General features: G+C 68.0%; 17 protein-coding genes. 7 read left to right on the plus strand and 10 right to left on the minus strand.

Annotation, left to right across the window (positions count from 1 at the left end; genetic code table 11):
• Nucleotides 1-20: 20 nt before the first annotated feature.
• From EGH21_RS11430 to EGH21_RS11450, 5 genes are all read right to left on the minus strand, one after another.
• On the minus strand, nt 21-2,027 hold the full coding sequence (locus tag EGH21_RS11430) for a DUF7282 domain-containing protein (RefSeq protein WP_425433303.1): 2,007 nt from the start codon (nt 2,025-2,027) through the stop codon (nt 21-23).
• 206 nt (nt 2,028-2,233) lie between these two features.
• Nucleotides 2,234-2,539, minus strand: a complete 306-nt coding sequence (locus EGH21_RS11435) for a DUF8036 family membrane protein (protein ID WP_220618596.1) — start codon at nt 2,537-2,539, stop codon at nt 2,234-2,236.
• A 54-nt stretch (nt 2,540-2,593) separates the two neighbouring features.
• On the minus strand, nt 2,594-2,869 hold the full coding sequence (locus tag EGH21_RS11440; RefSeq protein WP_166970906.1) for an ArsR/SmtB family transcription factor: 276 nt from the start codon (nt 2,867-2,869) through the stop codon (nt 2,594-2,596).
• Nucleotides 2,870-2,982: 113 nt separating this feature from the next.
• Nucleotides 2,983-3,927, minus strand: a complete 945-nt coding sequence (locus EGH21_RS11445) for a DUF4397 domain-containing protein (protein WP_220618597.1) — start codon at nt 3,925-3,927, stop codon at nt 2,983-2,985.
• Between the two features lie 79 nt (nt 3,928-4,006).
• Nucleotides 4,007-4,291: a DUF357 domain-containing protein gene (locus tag EGH21_RS11450; protein WP_220618598.1), complete on the minus strand. Its 285-nt coding sequence runs from the start codon at nt 4,289-4,291 to the stop codon at nt 4,007-4,009.
• A 102-nt stretch (nt 4,292-4,393) separates the two neighbouring features.
• Here EGH21_RS11450 and EGH21_RS11455 point away from each other — a divergent pair, with 102 nt between their 5' ends.
• From EGH21_RS11455 to EGH21_RS11465, 3 genes are all read left to right on the plus strand, one after another.
• Nucleotides 4,394-5,440: an NAD(P)/FAD-dependent oxidoreductase gene (locus EGH21_RS11455; protein ID WP_220618599.1), complete on the plus strand. Its 1,047-nt coding sequence runs from the start codon at nt 4,394-4,396 to the stop codon at nt 5,438-5,440.
• 104 nt (nt 5,441-5,544) lie between these two features.
• On the plus strand, nt 5,545-6,021 hold the full coding sequence (locus tag EGH21_RS11460; RefSeq protein ID WP_220618600.1) for an SRPBCC domain-containing protein: 477 nt from the start codon (nt 5,545-5,547) through the stop codon (nt 6,019-6,021).
• Between the two features lie 56 nt (nt 6,022-6,077).
• Nucleotides 6,078-6,365, plus strand: a complete 288-nt coding sequence (locus EGH21_RS11465; protein ID WP_220618601.1) for a DUF7545 family protein — start codon at nt 6,078-6,080, stop codon at nt 6,363-6,365.
• 6 nt (nt 6,366-6,371) lie between these two features.
• Here the strand turns inward: EGH21_RS11465 and EGH21_RS11470 are convergent, their stop codons facing one another.
• Both EGH21_RS11470 and EGH21_RS11475 read right to left on the minus strand, forming a co-directional pair.
• A complete protein-coding gene (locus EGH21_RS11470; protein ID WP_220618602.1) occupies nt 6,372-7,046 on the minus strand; it encodes a 2,5-diamino-6-(ribosylamino)-4(3H)-pyrimidinone 5'-phosphate reductase in 675 nt (224 codons plus the stop codon).
• Nucleotides 7,047-7,094: 48 nt separating this feature from the next.
• Nucleotides 7,095-7,553 (minus strand): hypothetical protein, encoded by a 459-nt coding sequence (locus EGH21_RS11475; RefSeq protein ID WP_220618603.1) that lies wholly within the window; start codon nt 7,551-7,553, stop codon nt 7,095-7,097.
• A gap of 235 nt (nt 7,554-7,788) precedes the next feature.
• Here EGH21_RS11475 and EGH21_RS11480 point away from each other — a divergent pair, with 235 nt between their 5' ends.
• From EGH21_RS11480 to EGH21_RS11490, 3 genes are read left to right on the plus strand one after another with little or no spacing between them, the layout of a single operon-like run.
• Complete coding sequence (locus EGH21_RS11480) at nt 7,789-9,072, plus strand: Single-stranded DNA binding protein (RefSeq protein WP_220618604.1); 1,284 nt, start codon at nt 7,789-7,791, stop codon at nt 9,070-9,072.
• On the plus strand, nt 9,069-10,733 hold the full coding sequence (locus tag EGH21_RS11485; RefSeq protein WP_220618605.1) for a hypothetical protein: 1,665 nt from the start codon (nt 9,069-9,071) through the stop codon (nt 10,731-10,733). The genes EGH21_RS11480 and EGH21_RS11485 overlap by 4 nt, the downstream gene beginning before the upstream one ends.
• Nucleotides 10,734-10,785: 52 nt before the next feature.
• On the plus strand, nt 10,786-11,535 hold the full coding sequence (locus EGH21_RS11490; RefSeq protein ID WP_220618606.1) for a metallophosphoesterase: 750 nt from the start codon (nt 10,786-10,788) through the stop codon (nt 11,533-11,535).
• A gap of 6 nt (nt 11,536-11,541) precedes the next feature.
• Here EGH21_RS11490 and EGH21_RS11495 read toward each other — a convergent pair whose 3' ends face one another.
• Together EGH21_RS11495 and EGH21_RS11500 are read right to left on the minus strand one after the other, a co-directional pair.
• On the minus strand, nt 11,542-12,387 hold the full coding sequence (locus tag EGH21_RS11495) for a class 1 fructose-bisphosphatase (protein ID WP_220618607.1): 846 nt from the start codon (nt 12,385-12,387) through the stop codon (nt 11,542-11,544).
• A gap of 69 nt (nt 12,388-12,456) precedes the next feature.
• Nucleotides 12,457-13,227: a creatininase family protein gene (locus EGH21_RS11500; RefSeq protein ID WP_220618608.1), complete on the minus strand. Its 771-nt coding sequence runs from the start codon at nt 13,225-13,227 to the stop codon at nt 12,457-12,459.
• An 89-nt stretch (nt 13,228-13,316) separates the two neighbouring features.
• On the opposite strand from EGH21_RS11500, the gene EGH21_RS11505 reads away from it, so the two are divergent.
• On the plus strand, nt 13,317-16,151 hold the full coding sequence (locus tag EGH21_RS11505) for a DEAD/DEAH box helicase (protein ID WP_220618609.1): 2,835 nt from the start codon (nt 13,317-13,319) through the stop codon (nt 16,149-16,151).
• Between the two features lie 4 nt (nt 16,152-16,155).
• Here EGH21_RS11505 and EGH21_RS11510 read toward each other — a convergent pair whose 3' ends face one another.
• A complete protein-coding gene (locus EGH21_RS11510; RefSeq protein WP_220618610.1) occupies nt 16,156-16,893 on the minus strand; it encodes a sporulation protein in 738 nt (245 codons plus the stop codon).
• Nucleotides 16,894-16,920: the final 27 nt, after the last annotated feature.

The following is a 16,920-nucleotide window of genomic DNA, read 5'->3' on the forward strand; positions in this document are numbered from 1 at the left end:
ACGGGCGAATCCTCGTGTACTTAAGCCTGCCGGCGCGCGAGGAGTGCTGTCGCGACCAGCGCCACCAGTGCGACGGCGGCGGTGAACCCGGGACCGGACCCGCCGGTCGTGGACGTCTCTTCCATCTCCGTCGCCGTCGGCTCCTCGGTCATCGCGTCCTCGGTCGCCGACTCGTCGTCCATCGTCGCCGACTCGACCGAGAGGTCGCCCACGGCCACGACGGCACTGCCGGCGGCGACGTAGGGCCCGTCGGCGCTGCCCTCGCTCTCGGCGAAGGTGTAGGCCTCGTCACCGTCGGTGTCACGGTGGGCCATCGGGACCAGCGTCGTGTTCTCGGTGACCGGGTCCGAGAGCGTCACGGTGACGTTCTCGTGCGTGCCCGGTGCGAGGTACGCCGAGGTGCCGCGGATGCTCTCGAACACCGCGCCCTCCGTGACCGACGCGTCGTGGACCGTCACGAAGCCCCCGTCCTGCAGCGTCACGGCGTCGACGGTGACCGTCTCACCGTCGGTGGTCTGGGACTCGAAGGCGAGGCTGGCCTCGATGGTCGTCTGGGCCGTGTCCACGACGGCGTCACCGCCGGCGGTGTACGGGCCGTCGGCGTCGCCCTCGCTCTCGACGAAGGTGTAGGCCTCGTCGCCGTCGCTGTCGACGTGGGGCATGGCGACGAGCGTCTGGCCGCTGGCGAGTCGGTCGTCCAGCGTCACGGTGACGTTCTCGTGGACGCCCGGTTCGAGGTACTCGGAGTGACCGACGACGCTGTCGAAGACGGCGCCGTCGAGCAGCGTCGCGTCGTGGACGGCGACGAAGCCACCCTCCGAGACGTCGACCCGGTCGACGACGACGGTGGTCCCGTCGCTCGACTGGTCGGCTATCGTCACGGCCGCGGAGACGGTGACCGCACCGCTGTCGGTGACGGCGCTCCCCATCTCCGTGTAGGGGCCGTCGTCCTCGCCGCTCGTCTCGACGAAGTCGTACGTCTCGTCGTCGTCGGTGTCGCGGTGGGGCATCGCCACCAGCGTCGTGTCGTTCTCGACCGGCGTGTCGAGAGTGACGACGACGTCGGTGTGGTAGCCCGGTTCGAGGTGCGTCGAGGTGCCGCGGACGCTGTCGAAGACCGCGCCCTCCGCGACGGTGCCGTCGTGAATCGTCACGAACCCGCCGTCGGGGACGAAGACGCTCTCGACGACGACGGCGTGGCCGCCGGTGGCCTGCGCGTCGAGGGTCGTCCGTGCGGTGTCCGTGACCGTCGCGGCCGCGGTGTCGACGACGGCGCTCCCGTCAGCGGTCGCGTAGGGGCCGTCTGCCTCCCCCTCGCTCTCCTCGAAGGTGTAGGCCTCGTCGCCGTTCGTGTCCACGTGCGCCATCGGGACCAGCGTCGCGTTCTCGGTCAGCGGTTCGTCCAGCAGGACGCGAACGTCCTCGTGGACGCCCGGCCCCAGATACGTCGAGGTGCCGCGGATGCTCTCGAACACCGCACCCTCCGTGACCGACGCGTCGTGGACCGTCACGAACCCGCCCTCGGAGAGGACGACGCGGTCGACGACGACGCTGTCGCCGGTGGTCGGCTGGTCGCTCATCGAGACGCTGGCCGAGACGGTCACGTCCGCGCCGTCCAGCACGATGTCTCCGTCCGTCGTGTAGGGGCCGTCGGTCTGGCCGTTCGAGGCGACGAACTCGTAGGTCCGGTCGCCGTCGGTCTCCTCGTGGGCCATCGCGACGTACGACCCGTCGCTCACGTCGTCGGTGAGCGTCACGGTGACGTTCTCGTGCGTGCCCGGGCCGAGGTAGGTCGACGTCCCGGCGACGCTGCCGAGGACCGCCCCGTCGTTCAGCGAGGCGTCGTGGACCGTGACGTACCCGCCGTCGGGTAGCGTCACCGAGTCCACCGTGACCGTGTCGCCGCCGCTCGTCTGGTTCGCGAACGTGACGCTCGCCCCGTTAGCGGTCTGTGCCAGTTCGGAATCGGTGTCAGTCTCGGCCGCCGCGACGCCGGCGATACCGGACGTCAGGACGGTGAGCGCTATCAGCGCAGTCAGGATGCGTTGCCGCATACCCGGTCAGACCGGAGACGTACGAAAAGGGATTTTCCGAACTGCGACCGGACTGTCACCCAATTTGCACCCCACTCCCGCCCACGTGTAGCGGTTTGTCGGCTCGGCGGTGGACGCTGGCGAGAACAGGAGAGGCGGGGGTACTTGTAAAAACCGCGACGCCGACGGCCACTCGGGTCTCAGTCCCAGGTCGTCCACGTGAGCACTGCGAGGCCGACGGCTTCCAGTACGTGTAGGACGACCATCGCCTGCCACGCCGGGTCGGGAACCGCCGTACTGAACCACTCCGCCAGAAGCGGGTCGAGCAGGTAGAAGTACAGCGCGAAGGCGTTCTCGCCGAAGAGGAACAGGGCGAACACGAGGGGGCCGAGCGTGTGCTTCGAACGGAGTTCGTAGTAGTTGCGCCCCCAGACGTAGACGAGTCCCGCCAGTAACAGCATGTTGACGGCCACCGCGACGCGTGCGACGTCAATCCAACCGACCATTGCTCCACCCTTTCAGATTGCCGCTGATATACTCTTTCCCAATTTCAGCCATAGTCACTCTGCGGTCTCCATTATCTCCTCGACTGTGTCCCAGTACTTGCGTGTGCGGTCGGTCGGCAGGTACACCGCGCCGTAGTCGTCCCCGCTGTCGGTGACGATGTCGTTCTCCTCCAGAACGTCGAGGTGGTGCCGGACCGTCTTGTAGTCGAGGTCGAGCGTCTCTGCCAGTCTGTTCGCGTTCCGAGGCCGGTCGTCGAGCGCACGGAGGATGCGGATACGGTTCGCTCCGCCCCGCGTACTCGTCAAGACGTACCACAACACGGCCTCCATCGTCGTGTCCAACTCTTGGGGCCTACGTATAACCACCGACCCGTGAGGGCAGAAACGCCGGTCACGGCACCGACAGCGGTGTGGGGGGTACTCTGGCGGCCCCCGAAAGCCAGTCAGTCGTCGCCTCGACCGTACCCGCGTCCGGCGTCGGCCGGTTTCCCGCGTCCGGCGTCGTCCGCTTCCTCCGCGTCGTCTTCGCCTTCCTCGTCTTCATCCTCATCGTCGTCGTCCGCTTCATCTTCTTCATCTTCTTCCTCCTCGTCGCCTTCTGCTTCTCCGTCGCCACCCGGCCCTCCCCCGAACGGTGCCGCGTCTTCGTAGGCCAGCACCGGTTGGAACTCGGGGTCGGCCGTCAGGAAGCCCTCTGCGAACACCGTCAGGACCTCGCCAGCACGCACCTCGACGTCGACGGGGCCGTAGACGGCGCTGTCGAGGGTCTCGTCGGCACCAGCGGGGAACACCGCGACGGAGTAGGTACCGGCCGGTGCCTCGACGTTCGCACTGGCCTCGCCGAACTCGATGTCGTCCGCCAGCGTCAGCACCGTGTCGCCGTCGTCGTCCACTACGCGAACGTCGACGGCGGGGGCGTCGGGCGACGCGTGGACGATTCGGACGCGACCGGTCTCCTCGTCCAGTACGCCGAGCGTGTCTTCGAAGATGGCCGGGCGGAACGACTCGGTACTCACGTCCGGCGTCAGTTCGCCGATGGCGGCGACGGTGTAGTCGTCGCCTTCGAGAGTGACCTCGCCTCGGAAGGCCACCGTCTCGGCCTCGTCGGGGGCCTCGGCGTCGCTGGCGGCCGCGATAGTGACCTCGTAGGTGCCCGCCGGCAGTTCGAGGTAGCCGCTGACGGCCGTGAACGGGACGTCTGCGAGGACCTTGTTCTCGCCCACGAACACGTCGACGTTCGGGGCATCGGGCGACGCGTGGGCGACCCGCACCTTCGCGTCACCGTCTGCGGTCTCGTCGTCGTCCGCAACTGCGACCCCAGTACCGACCGCTACTGCAGCAGTTCCGGCCGCGATACTCCGCAGGACGTTACGTCGTGTTGGCCTCATACTGTGACCCGGTCAGGGTCGGAGGACTGATACGTGGTAAATACTTTCCAGAAACTCACCCAATTTCAGTTCCGCCCGGTCACTGCGTGAAAAGATGGCCCTCGGTCGGCACGTCGAACAGGCCGATGCGGGCGCCCGCGTCCAGCCACGCGTGCCCGTAGGAGAACGACGCCAGTGCGTTGACGAGGTCGTCTTCCGAACGGAAGTGCCGGCCGTCCTCGAGATACGACGACGCCATCTCCTCGCAGTCGAGTGCGGCGTCGTGCATGGGCGTCCCCTCGGGCGGTGCTATCTCGGCGGCGTCCAGTGCCTCCGCGAGCAGTCCCTCGTACCGGTCGGTCTTCTCCTCGATGTCGGCGGCCATAGCCGGAGCGAGCGACGGCGAGCGTGTAAGCCTGTCGGCGTGACTGTGCGCGCCCGCCACGACAGCGCAAGGTAAATACGGTCCAATAGAGTAAGACGGGTAATGACAGACACCGAGGAACACCGCCGACTTATCGTCGCCGGGACCGGCATCGCCGGCCTGACAGCAGCCATCTACGCGGCCCGCAGCAACAACGACCCCCTCGTCCTCGAAGGGGACGAACCGGGCGGCCAGTTGACGCTCACGAGCGAAGTCGAGAACTACCCCGGCTTCCCCGAGGGCATCTCCGGCCCGGACCTCATCAACGAGATGAAAGCGCAGGCCGAGCAGTTCGGCTCCGAACTGAAACACGGCGTCGTCGAGTCGGTCGACGATAGCGAGCGTCCGTTCCGCGTCGAACTCACCAACGGCGACGTCTACACCTGCGACGCGTTCATCGCCGCCTCGGGTGCCAGCGCACGCACGCTGGGCATCCCCGGCGAGGACGACCTGATGGGCTACGGCGTCTCGACGTGTGCGACCTGTGACGGCGCGTTCTTCCGCGGCGAAGACATGCTGGTGGTCGGCGGTGGCGACGCCGCCATGGAGGAGGCCCACTTCCTCACGAAGTTCGCCGACACCGTCTACATCGCCCACCGCCGCGAGGAGTTCCGCGCGGAGGACTACTGGATAGACAAGGTCCAGAAGAAGGTCGAGTCGGGCGAAATCGAGATCATGCGCAACACCGAGGTGCTGGAGATGCACGGCAGCGCCGAGGAGGGCGTCGACCACGTCACCCTCGCCCGCAACGAGTCGGGCTACCCCTCCGAGAAGGTGGACGACGACGAGACGGAGGTGTTCGACTTCGACGTCGGCGCGGTGTTCATCGCCATCGGCCACACGCCGAACACGGAGTACCTCGAAGACACCGGCGTCGAACTGGACGAGACGGGCTACATCGTCGCGAAGGGTGGCAAGGGCGGGGGACAGACCGCGACCGACGTCGAGGGCCTGTTCGGGGCCGGCGACGTCGTCGACTACCACTACCAGCAGGCCGTCACCGCCGCCGGGATGGGCTGTAAGGCCGCCATCGACGCCGACGACTACCTCGAAGACCTCCCCGAAGCGGAGAACGAGGCCGAGGCCGCCGCCGAAGCGGCGGACGACTGAGGACCACCGCTCCCCGACCGACTGTGGCTTCCCGTTTTCGAGCCGGCATACGTGCAGACACGTCTCAGTCTGTCTTTATTCCCTCAGCGGTCGTCTCTCCGTCTATGAAGACCGTCACGACCACCATCGACGTCGACGCGGGCCCCGAACACGTCTGGGCCACGCTGACCGATTTCGACGCGTACCCGGAGTGGAACCCCTTCGTCACAGCTATCGACGGCACCGTCGCGGAGGGTGAGCGCCTCAGCGTCCGCATCGAACCGCCGGAGGGCCGCGGTATGGGGTTCACGCCCCGCGTCACGGCCGCTGTTCCCGGCGAGCGCCTCGAGTGGCTGGGCAAACTGGGCGTCCGTGGCCTCTTCGACGGCCGTCACGAGTTCCGGCTGGAAGCCCTCGACGACGGTCGCACCCGACTCCACCACGGCGAGTCTTTCTCCGGCCTGCTCGTCGGTCTGCTCCTCGATGAGGGAGACATCCAGAGCGGATTCGAGGCGATGAACGAGACACTGAAGGCCCGTGTCGAATCTGGCGTCACGTCGCCAGTGGGGGCCGGAGACGACGCCGACCGCGCCGCGGCCTGACACGCGAGGGACACGAACCCGACAGACCCTTCCGTCGGGTGGGCGAACGACTCGCTATGGCAAACGACACTGTCACGCTGACTATCGAAGGCGACGACGCGACCGACGAACTGACCGTCCCGAGCGGGCTGCTCGACATCCTCCGCGAGGAGGCCGACGAGACGGACCCGGAGGTCGTCGGCGACATCGCGATGTTCGGTCTCGCCCAGCGAATCCACGGCGCCGTCCACCACAGTCAGGGCGAACCCGACGAGGAGATAGCCGCGCTGGAGGAACTCACCCTCGACCTCTTCGAGGAGCGCTTCGGCGCCTCCTTCGGCGAGATGACCGGCCACGACCACTGACTCGTTCTACTCGGTTCGACCGTCGACCGACCACGTCAACAGGACGCCGTCGTCGAGTCGTTCGACGCCGGTGAGGTCCAGTTCCGGGAACTTCTCGACGAACCCGTCGCCGTCGGCGAGCGTCGGCGCGTCCCGACCGCCCAGAATCTTCGGCCCGACGAACACGGAGAGTTCGTCGACCAGTCCCTCCTCGAACAGGCCGAAGATGAGTTCCCCGCCGCCCTCGACCATCAACTGGTCGACGCCCTCCCCCTCCAGCTTCGCGAGCGCCGTCGTCAGGTCGACGCGGTCCTCGCCGGTGGCGACGACGTAGGCTCCCGCGGCCTCCATCTCCTCTACGAAGTCCGTCGGCGCGGCCTCGCTGACGAGCAGGTACGTCTCCGCCGCGCCGTCGAGTACCTTCGCGTCCGGCGGGGTGCGGACGCGCGAGTCGGCGACGACCCGGGCGGGGTTCGCGGAGTCGCCGCGTTCCGTGCGGGCCTCGCGGCGGTCCGGGTCGTCGACGGTCAGCGAAGGGTCGTCGGCCAGTACCGTCCCGACGCCGACCATGACCGCGTCGCTGTCGGCCCGTAACTGGTCGACTCTATCGAAGTCGTCGGGGTCCGAGATAGCAATCTGCTCGCGACGCCGGGTCGAAAGCTTCCCGTCGGCACTCATCGCGGCGTTGACGACCACGTACATACGAGACGGCAGGCGAGTAGAGAGGAAACGGGTTTCGGTTCCGAGGACTCAGGTCACGTTCGCGTCGGGTCTGGTGGCCAGTTTCTCGACGTCGAGCGCCTTCCGGTCGCCGTCTGCGGTCCGCAGTCTGAGCGTCGTCCCGTCGAGGACGAGTTCGTCGACGTCGACGGTGGTCTCGCTCGTCCACCCCTTCAGACGGACTATCCCCGCCTCGTCTATCTCGACGAACGTCCGGGGGCGCTCGGCGGCGCCCATCGTCCACGTCTCGCCGCCCAGCGACACTTCCTGCCCGCCGCTCTCGGCCCAGCGGAAGACGCAGGCGTACTGTTTCCGGGGTTCGTCGCCGCGGTCGTGGTCGACTCGCTCCCACTCCTCGTAGTCGACGCCGAAGTGGGCCGCCCACAGTTCCAGATACTCGAAGTCGAAGCGCTTCTTCCCGTCGTCGTCCCGGCCGCTCCGCCAGACGACGTGTGCGTCGGACGGCTTGGACCCGAAGACGCCACCCACGCTACGAACCCCCCTGAGCGCCGGTTTCAGAGTCCACGATAGCGGCCGTCGACTGGCCCAAAGATTGTGTAGAATGGCTTTTCAGGCCACACAGACGGCATATTCGAGACATATAGACGGAGATGAGCATTATCAGCAATAAAAATAACGGCCGACGTAGTCTCTCGCCGACACGACTGGCGCGACCGCGTCGGCCCACAAACCCTTTTCAACGCCCCCGCCGAACCCCCGTTCGATGTCTCTCGAAGACCATGCCGAGGAACTCGCCTCCGACCTCGGCGTCGACAAAGAGGAGGTCAGACGCGACCTGAAGAACCTCGTGGAGTACTCCGTGCCGATGGACGAGGCCAAACAGAGCCTCCGACGGAAGTACGGCGACGGCGGTGGCGGCGGGAGCGACGGCACCCCGTCGAGCAAGGCCATCAGCGAGGTCTCCACCGACGACTCGAACGTGACGGTCACCGCCGTGGTGCTCACGTCCGGTCGACGGTCCATCCAGTACAACGGCGAACAGCACGTCATCCGCGAGGGCGAACTCGCGGACGAGTCGGGCACCATCTCCTACACCGCGTGGGACGGCTTCGGCGCCGACCTCGAACCCGGCCAGACCATGCAGTTCGGGAACGCCGGCGTCCGCGAGTGGGACGGCAAGCCCGAACTCAACCTCGGCGACAGCACCCAGACCAGCGTCGTCGACGAGACGCTCGACGTCGACGCCGAGGTCGGCGGCGAGGCGTCGCTCAGGGACCTCGAACCCGGCGACCGCGGTATCACCGTCGAGGTGCAGGTCCTCGAGTGCGAGGAGAAGGTCATCGACGGCCGCGACGGCGAGACGACCATCCTCAGCGGCGTGTTGGGCGACGCGACCGGCCGGCTCCCCTTCACCGACTGGGAGCCACACGACGCCATCGAGGAAGGGGCGTCGGTCCGCATCGAGGAGACGTTCGTCCGGGAGTTCCGTGGCGCGCCGTCGGTCAACGTCTCCGAGTTCTCGACCGTGACGCCCCTCTCGGAGTCGGTCGCAGTCGCCGACGACGCCCCGCGGATGTCGATTCGCGAGGCCGTCGAGAGCGGCGGCCAGTTCGACGTCGAACTCGCAGGCAACGTCATCGAGATACGCGACGGATCCGGCCTCATCGAGCGCTGTCCGGAGTGTGGCCGCGTCATCCAGAACGGACAGTGTCGCTCCCACGGCGCCGTCGAGGGCGAAGACGACCTGCGGACCAAAGCGATACTCGACGACGGCACCGCCACCGTCACCGTCATCTTAGACGACGAACTCACCGCCAGAATCTACGGCGGTGACCTGGAGGACGCCCGCGAACACGCTCGGGACGCGATGGACAAGGAGGTCGTCGCGGACCGCATCGCCGACCACGTCGTCGGCCTCGAGTACGTCGTCCGTGGGTCGCTCTCGGTCGACGAGTACGGCGCCAACCTCAACGCCAGCGAGTTCGCCGAGTCCGAGGACGACCCGGCAGAGCGTGCGACCACCCTCCTCCGGGAGGTGGACGCATGAGCGAGTCCGAGGACGGTGGCCCCGGACGCCGCGAGGTGGCCCACCGCCTGTTCGCCGCGGAGTTCGACGATTCGGACTTCTCGTACTCCGAATCCGACGAAGAACGAGCGCCGAACTACGTCGTCACGCCGACCGGCGCGCGGGTCAACCGCCTGTTCGTCGTCGGTGTCCTCACCGAGATAGAACAGGTCAACGAGGAGGTCCTGCGCGCCCGCATCGTCGACCCGACCGGCCCGTTCGTGGTCTACGCGGGCCAGTACCAACCGGACGCGCTGGCGTTCCTCGAATCGGCGACCCCGCCGATGTTCGTCGCCGTCACCGGGAAGGCCAGAACGTTCGAACCGGAGGACGGCGACCGCGTGTTCACCTCTATCCGGCCCGAGTCCATCAGCGAGGTGGACGCGGACACGCGGGACCGCTGGGTCGTGCAGGCCGCCGAGCAGACCATCGACCGCGTGGCGACGACGGCCAGCGCGAAGCAGTCCGGGCGTTCGGGCGACGAACTCCACGCCTCGCTGGTCGAGTCCAGCGTCGACGAGAGTCTGGCCGCGGGCATCACCCTCGCGCTGGACCACTACGGGACGACCGGCGACTACCTCGAAGCGGTCCGCGACCTCTCGCTGGACGCGGCCCGGGTCGTCGCCGGCGAACTCGACGAGGCCGAATCGCTGTCGCTGTCGCCCGGCGACGGCACCGACGACCCGATTCCGGTGCTCGCGGAGACGGACCTCGACGCCGACAGCGTCGCACCGGAGACGAGCGCCGACGCGGAACCGGCGACGACCGACGCCACCGTCGGCGAGGAGGCTGACTCGACGGAGGCGACCACCGAGGCCGACACTGAGACGACGACTCCGGCCAGCGAGCCGTCGAGTACCGACACCGAGGCGTCCGGTGAGCCAGTCGAGGCGACCACCAGCGGTACCGAGGCGTCGCCCGACGTGAGCGCGGACGCCGACGACGAACTCGGCGACTTCGAGACCGAAAGCGAGAGCGTCGGCACGGCGGACGCGACCACAGACGAGGGTGAGACCGTCGAACCGACCGCCGAGACGGCTCCGACCGACTCGGGGACCACCGACGTCGGGGCCGACGAGGACGCAGTCGGCGACTTCGACACCGAGTTCGAACTCGACGACGACGAGCGCGAGGAGATAGAACAGGAGTACGGCACCGACTTCCAGAGCGGGACGGAGGTCGACGACGCCGGCGAGGCCGACATCGACACGCCGGACCCCGACGAACTGGCCGACGCCGCCGAGTCCGGCGCTCCGGCCGGGGCCGCCGACGCGGACTCTTCTCCGGACTCGCCCGGTGCGCCGGCGGGCGACGAGGCCGTCGAACCGGGCGCCGAAGCCGCGACGAGCGACGCGCCCGCGGAGACGCCCGAGACGGCGACCGACGCGGGGGCCGACGAGACGACACCCGACGACTCCGGCGCGGCCGACACACCGGACGCCGAGGACGTCGACCTCGAAGACGCCGTCATGGACGTGATGACGGAGTTGAACGACGGGAGCGGCGCGGACCGCGAGACGGTCCGCTCGACCGTCGTCGAGCGGTACGGTGCCGACCCCGACGCCGTCGAGGACGCGATTCAGGACGCGCTGATGGGCGGTCGCTGTTACGAACCCGACGACGGCAAGCTAACCCCCATCTGAACCGGTCGCCGAGGCGGGCCGCTTTTCTCCCGTCGTCGCCAACCCGACAGCGATGCGCGTCGAACCGCTCCCCGACGCACCGGCCGCGACCGTCGACACCGACGGGGAGCGACTGCTGGCCGTCGCCGACTATCACGCCGGCATCGAGGCCGGCCTCCGCTACGACGGCGTCGAACTCCAGTCCGCCGCCGAGCGCAGGCGCGAGCGACTGCTGTCGCTGCTGGACCGGTCCCGAGCGGACCGACTGGTCGTGCTCGGCGACCTCGGGCACGCCATCGGGTCGCCGTTCGACGACGAACGCGACGAACTCGCGGCGCTGTTCGAGGCCGTCGACGTGCCGGTGACGCTCGTGAAGGGGAACCACGACGGCGACCTCGAAGGCGTCCTCGACGACGTCGCACCCGGTGTCGAGGTGACGCCGGGCCACGGCACCCGCATCGGCGACGTGGGGTTCGCCCACGGCCACACGTGGCCCGCGCCCGACGTGCTGAACGCCGCGGTGGTCTGTATGGGCCACGAACATCCGGTCGTCCGGTTAGAGGACGAGGTCGGTGGCGCTCGCAAGGAGCAGGCGTGGCTCCGTGGGTCGCTGATCGCCGACCCGTTCGCCGACCACTACGGCGTCGACGTCGAGACGAGCGCGGACCTCGTCGTCTTCCCGGCGTTCAACGACCGCTCGGGCGGGACGTGGGTCAACGTCGAGGGCCAGGCGTTCCTCGCGCCGTTCCTCCCGGAGGGGATGGCCGACACGGAAGCGTTCCTGCTCGACGGGACCCGTCTCGGGCAGTACCGGCGCGTCTGAGTCGCCCTACTCGCCGAGCGCGTTCTCTGTCCGCTCGATAAGCTCCGTGTTCCCGAGGAACGTCGGCGTCCGGGCGTGGAGACCGTCGGGGTCGACGTCGAGGAGGGACTGGTGGCCGTCCGTCGACCCGCCACCGGCCGCTTCGACGAGGTACGCGAGCGGCGCGGCCTCGAAGTGGACGCGGAGTTTCCCGCCGGGGTAGCTCTCCGTCGCCGGGTAGCCGAACAGCCCCCCGTACTCCAGTACCTGCGCGAGGTCCGCGACGGTCGCACCGCCGTACCGGAGTTTGAGCTCCCGTGACAGTTGCTGGGCGAACTCGTTCATCGAGTCGCTTCGCTCGTTGTACTTCCCGGCGATACCGACCACTTCCGGTTCCTCGGGCAGAGTGAAGGTGCCCCAGCGCTCGCTGTGGCCGTCCCGGAGGAGGTACTCCTGTACCACGTCGCGGTCCTCGCGCGCGACGGTCATCGTCGTGTACGGACCGTACAGCACCATCGTCGAGGCGACCATGTCGTGCCCGCTCGCGGGTAACTCGCCGTCGTAGACGCCGACGATGGTCCCGACGGAGTTGTTCGAGGCGAGGTTCGCAGAACCGTCGAGCGGGTCGATAGCGACGGTGTAGCCCTCGCCGCAGTCGACGACGGCTTCCCGTTCCTCGCTGGCGTAGCCGCCGACGCCGTCGACGTACGAGAGGGCGTCGAAGAACAGGTCGTCGGCCCAGACGTCGCCCCCGACCTGTTGCTCGCCGCTCGGGTTCTCCGTGCCCGAGCGGCCGGCGTAGTTCGCGAGGTTGCTGCTGACGTAGTGGGCCGTGTCCTTGACCGCGCGCTCGATGGCGTCCAGCGTGTTCATCGCGCCACCCTCGCACTCTCTGCAGGTTCGATTAGCATGCTTCTACGTCGTCGGGGCAGCGACATAAGCCTACACGTGGTCTCTCGGTAACAGGTCCTCGAATCGCTGGTCGTCCAGCCACTCACAGAGCCCACAGAGGTTCGAGAGGGCCGCCTCGAACAGTTCCTCGCCCACCTCGGCCGAGGCGTCGGTCTGGTCGCCCAGCACGCCGTTCTCGGTGTTGTCGATGGCGTCGTAGAAGGTGCGGGCGCCGTGGACTCGGCCGGTCGACTCGTCGAACTCGCGGAGGCCGCCGTCCCGTGCATCCTCGATGCGGTCCTCGTGGACCAACTCCGGGGCGAGATACTGGACGAGCGACGTCTCCTTCGGGCCGCCGTGGGGCCCCGGCGTCTCGAACACCTCCTCGACGAGGTCGGTGATGCTCTCGTCCCACATCCACTCGATGGCGTACATCGTGCCGTCGTCCCGCAGGCGACGGCCGACCTCCCGGAGGTGTTCGACGTTGCCGCCGTGGGCGTTGACGAAGATAACGCGGTCGACGCCGTGGTACGCGAGGTTTCTGGTGATGCTCTCGACGTAGTCCCGGAACGCGGGCGCGTCGGCCCACATCGTCCCGTGGAACTGGCGGTGGTGGGGGCTGACCCCGACGTTGACGGTCGGCGTACAGAGGTAGCCGGTGTCCTCGGCGGCGGCCCGCGCGAACGACTCGGCGATGAGGTGGTCCGTCGCCTCGGGGAGGTGCGGGCCGTGCTGTTCGGTCGACCCCAGCGGCACCAGCACCAGCGACTCCGACTCGAAGTACGATTCGAGGTCCGGCCACGCCTCGTCGGCGAGATACATACGCGGTAGTGTGCGCCCCGGAGTCTTCAACGTGTGCGACAGTCCGTGTCACAACGTGTTTAACCCGATGTAGTCGCTAGACGGCCTCGATGACCGACGGGGTGACACAGGGTCAGGACGCGTTCACTGCGCTGGGCGACGACGTGCGGGCCGCCCTCTCTGACCGCGGGTTCACGACGCCGACGGAGCCACAGCGGAAGGCCATCCCGACGCTCGCCCGCGGCGACGACGCCCTCGTGGTCGCCCCCACAGGGACCGGGAAGACGGAGACGGCGATGCTCCCGGTGCTGGACGCACTCGTGCAGGCCGACGACCGGTTCGGCATCGGCGCGCTGTACATCACGCCGCTCCGGGCGCTCAACCGGGACATGCGCGAACGGTTGGAGTGGTGGGGCGAGACGCTCGGCCTCGACGTCGACGTGCGCCACGGCGACACCACCGACTACCAGCGACAGAAACAGGCGAACGACCCGCCGGATGTGCTGGTGACGACGCCGGAGACGTTGCAGGCGATGCTGACCGGGTCGAAACTCCGCGTAGCGCTGGAGGACGTCGACCACGTCGTCGTCGACGAGGTGCACGAACTCGCTGCCGCCAAACGTGGCGCGCAGTTGACGGTGGGGATGGAGCGCTTGCGAGAGGTCGCGGGACGGTTCCAGCGCATCGGCCTCTCGGCGACGGTCGGTGACCCCGACGAGGTGGGCCGGTTCCTCACCGGTGGCGGCCCCTGTTCTGTCGTCGAGGTGGACATCGGCAGTCGCCTCGAAGTGGAGGTGGTCCGTCCGCAGGTGACCGACCGGGACGAGCGCCTCTCCAGCGAACTCGTCACCGACGCCGAGACGGCCAGCCACGTCCGCTACATCGACGACCTGATAGCCGAGAAGGAGTCGGTGCTGGTGTTCGTCAATACCCGACAGACAGCGGAGGCGCTGGGGTCGCGGTTCAAGGAACTCGGGACGAACCTCGGCGTCCACCACGGGTCCCTCTCGAAGGAGGCCCGCATCGACGTCGAGGACCGGTTCAAGGCCGGCGAACTCGACGCCCTGCTGTGTACCTCCTCGATGGAACTGGGCATCGACGTGGGCCACGTCGACCACGTCGTCCAGTACGGGAGTCCGCGGCAGGTGTCCCGACTGGTCCAACGGGTCGGCCGCGCCGGCCACCGCCGCGACGAGGTGTCCTCGGGCACCGTCGTCACGACCCACGCCGACGACACGCTGGAGGCGCTGGCTATCGCCCGGCAGGCCCAGGACGGCGACGTCGAACCCGCGCAGATTCACGACGGGAGCCTCGACACCGTCGCCAACCAGATAGCCGGCCTCGTGATGGACACCGGCGAGGTCCGCGCGATGGAGGCCTACCACGTCCTCACCCGCGCACACCCGTTCCGTGACCTCGGGGAGGCCGAGTTCAAAGAGGTCGTGCGGGAACTGGCCGCGAACAACGTCGTCTGGTTGGACGAGGAGCGAGATACGCTGGAGAAACGCCGCGGCACGTGGCAGTACTTCTACCAGAACCTCTCGATGATTCCCGACGAAGCCACCTACGAAGTGGAAGACGTGGCGTCGGGCCAGCAGGTCGGGACTCTAGACGAGCGCTTCGTCGTCAACTTCGCCACGCCCGGGGAGGTGTTCGTCCAGCGCGGCGAGATGTGGCGTATCACCAACATCGACGAGGAGGAGGAAGTGGTGACCGTCTCGCCTATCGAGGACCCGGCCGGCGAGGTGCCGTCGTGGACCGGGTCCGAGATTCCGGTGCCGCAGGCCGTCGCACAGGAAGTGGGCGAGTTGCGCCGCGTGGCCGGGCGTCAGTTGAAGGACGGTGCACCGGTCGACTCGGTCGCCTCGCACGTCGCCGCCCGGTACGACGGCGACCACGAGACGGTCGCCGACGGCCTCTCGCAACTGGAGACCCACGAAGGACCGATTCCCGACGACGGGACCGTCCTCGTGGAGTTCCACGGCCGCGAAGTCGTCGTCAACTCGTGTTACGGCCACACGGTCAACGAGACGCTGGGTCGCATCCTCTCTGCACTGCTCGGCCAGCGGGCCGGGTCCTCCGTCGCGATGGAGGTGGACCCCTACCGCATCGAACTGGAGGTCCCCCGGCGAATCACCGCCGGCGACGTCGTCGAAGTGCTGGAGGAGACAGACCCCGACCACATCCCCGCTCTGGTGGAGTTGAGCCTGAAGAACGCCGACGCGCTGAAGTTCAAACTCGCACAGGTCGCCACCAAGTTCGGGTCGCTCAAGCGCTGGCGCGGCCGCGGGTCGACGGACTTCGGTCGGGACCGACTGCTGGCGGCACTGGAGGACACCCCGATGTACGAGGAGGCACTGCGAGAGGTTCGACACGAGGACCTCGCTATCGAGGCGACGGCCACGCTACTGGAACGCCTCCAGTCCGGCGAGGTGGCGCTGGAGACGGTGGCCGAGCGAACGCCCGTCGGCCTCGGCGGTCGCTCGTCGGGCCGGGAACTCCTCTCGCCGGAGAACGCCGACGCCAGCGTCATCCAGACGGTCAAGGAGCGCATCCAGAGCGACCGGGTCCTCCTCGTCTGTCTGCACTGCAAGGACTGGGACCGAAAGCAGCAGGTCGGCCGGGTTCGCGACCAACCGGAGTGCCCGAAGTGTGGGTCGACCCGCGTCGCCGCGCTGAACCCGTGGGCCGACGAGGTGGTCTCGGCGGTGCGGGCCGACGAGAAGGACGCGGAACAGGAGAAGATGACCGAACGCGCCTACCGCGCCGGGTCCCTCGTCCAGACCCACGGCAAGCAGGCCGTCGTCGCCCTCGCCGCGCGCGGCGTCGGGCCGCACAACGCCGCTCGCATCATCAACCGCCTGCGGGAGGACGAAGACGAGTTCTACCGGGACATCCTCCGACAGGAACGGGAGTACGCCAGAACCCAGTCGTTCTGGGGCTAGGCAGTTAGCTCAGGTCGCGTATCGCCTGCGTCAGCGACGGTTCGATAGCCGACGGGTCGGCGTTCTGGACGGTGAAGGAGGTGTGGCGTTCGTCCATGTCCATGGCTTCCGAGAGCAGACCACCGCGCCGGTCCACTTCCATGTGCACGGTCAGACCGCCCTCGTCGTACACCGGGATTAGCTCGACTTCGTCCACCTCGCCGGCGAACTCGCCGCGCTGTGGGCGGAACTCGAACTCCTGAACGAAACTCGCCGAGGTGGCGAAGACGCCACCGGGACGAGCCTCACAGGACGAGGACCGAAGCGAGAACCCGAGGTTCTTCAGCGCGTCGAAGACGGCCTGCAGGCGCTCGGTCGGCCGGACCTCGATTCGGTCCTCGTCGTCGGGGTCGACGGCCATCGAGATGTCCAGCCCCGTCTCTATCTCGACGGCGACGGACCCGACGGTCACGGGCGTCCGCCGCGGGACGTCGATGGTCGTCTCGAAGCGCCGTTCCTCGCTAGACTCGATAGTGAACGGCTCGGTGAGTTGCCACTTGTCCACGATGGCGTCGGCGTACCCCTCCTCGGTGCGGTACGCCGTCTCCAGCGCGAAGTAGATGGCGTCGACGTCCTGATCGGTCGACCCACCCTCGACGTGGACTTCGGCGTCGACTGAGTCGCCGGCGCGGACCGTACTGGAAGGGAGGACTGTATCGACGCGAGCGGAACCAATTCCGATGCGGGAGAGCACGTCTTTCATGCCAAGCGAGTGTGGTATCGCCTTCGG

Origin of the sequence: Haloarcula rubra (assembly GCF_019599465.1) — an archaeon.
In the GTDB taxonomy this organism is placed as follows: domain Archaea; phylum Halobacteriota; class Halobacteria; order Halobacteriales; family Haloarculaceae; genus Haloarcula; species Haloarcula rubra.

Bases quoted from the DNA above. Each gene is read 5' to 3' on its own strand.
- EGH21_RS11435 (WP_220618596.1), bottom strand. From the start codon at position 2,539: ATGGTCGGTTGGATTGACGTCGCACGCGTCGCGGTGGCCGTCAACATG.
- EGH21_RS11440 (WP_166970906.1), bottom strand. From the start codon at position 2,869: ATGGAGGCCGTGTTGTGGTACGTCTTGACGAGTACGCGGGGCGGAGCG.
- EGH21_RS11445 (WP_220618597.1), bottom strand. From the start codon at position 3,927: ATGAGGCCAACACGACGTAACGTCCTGCGGAGTATCGCGGCCGGAACT.
- EGH21_RS11450 (WP_220618598.1), bottom strand. From the start codon at position 4,291: ATGGCCGCCGACATCGAGGAGAAGACCGACCGGTACGAGGGACTGCTC.
- EGH21_RS11455 (WP_220618599.1), top strand. From the start codon at position 4,394: ATGACAGACACCGAGGAACACCGCCGACTTATCGTCGCCGGGACCGGC.
- EGH21_RS11460 (WP_220618600.1), top strand. From the start codon at position 5,545: ATGAAGACCGTCACGACCACCATCGACGTCGACGCGGGCCCCGAACAC.
- EGH21_RS11465 (WP_220618601.1), top strand. From the start codon at position 6,078: ATGGCAAACGACACTGTCACGCTGACTATCGAAGGCGACGACGCGACC.
- EGH21_RS11470 (WP_220618602.1), bottom strand. From the start codon at position 7,046: ATGTACGTGGTCGTCAACGCCGCGATGAGTGCCGACGGGAAGCTTTCG.
- EGH21_RS11480 (WP_220618604.1), top strand. From the start codon at position 7,789: ATGTCTCTCGAAGACCATGCCGAGGAACTCGCCTCCGACCTCGGCGTC.
- EGH21_RS11485 (WP_220618605.1), top strand. From the start codon at position 9,069: ATGAGCGAGTCCGAGGACGGTGGCCCCGGACGCCGCGAGGTGGCCCAC.
- EGH21_RS11490 (WP_220618606.1), top strand. From the start codon at position 10,786: ATGCGCGTCGAACCGCTCCCCGACGCACCGGCCGCGACCGTCGACACC.
- EGH21_RS11495 (WP_220618607.1), bottom strand. From the start codon at position 12,387: ATGAACACGCTGGACGCCATCGAGCGCGCGGTCAAGGACACGGCCCAC.
- EGH21_RS11500 (WP_220618608.1), bottom strand. From the start codon at position 13,227: ATGTATCTCGCCGACGAGGCGTGGCCGGACCTCGAATCGTACTTCGAG.
- EGH21_RS11505 (WP_220618609.1), top strand. From the start codon at position 13,317: ATGACCGACGGGGTGACACAGGGTCAGGACGCGTTCACTGCGCTGGGC.
- EGH21_RS11510 (WP_220618610.1), bottom strand. From the start codon at position 16,893: ATGAAAGACGTGCTCTCCCGCATCGGAATTGGTTCCGCTCGCGTCGAT.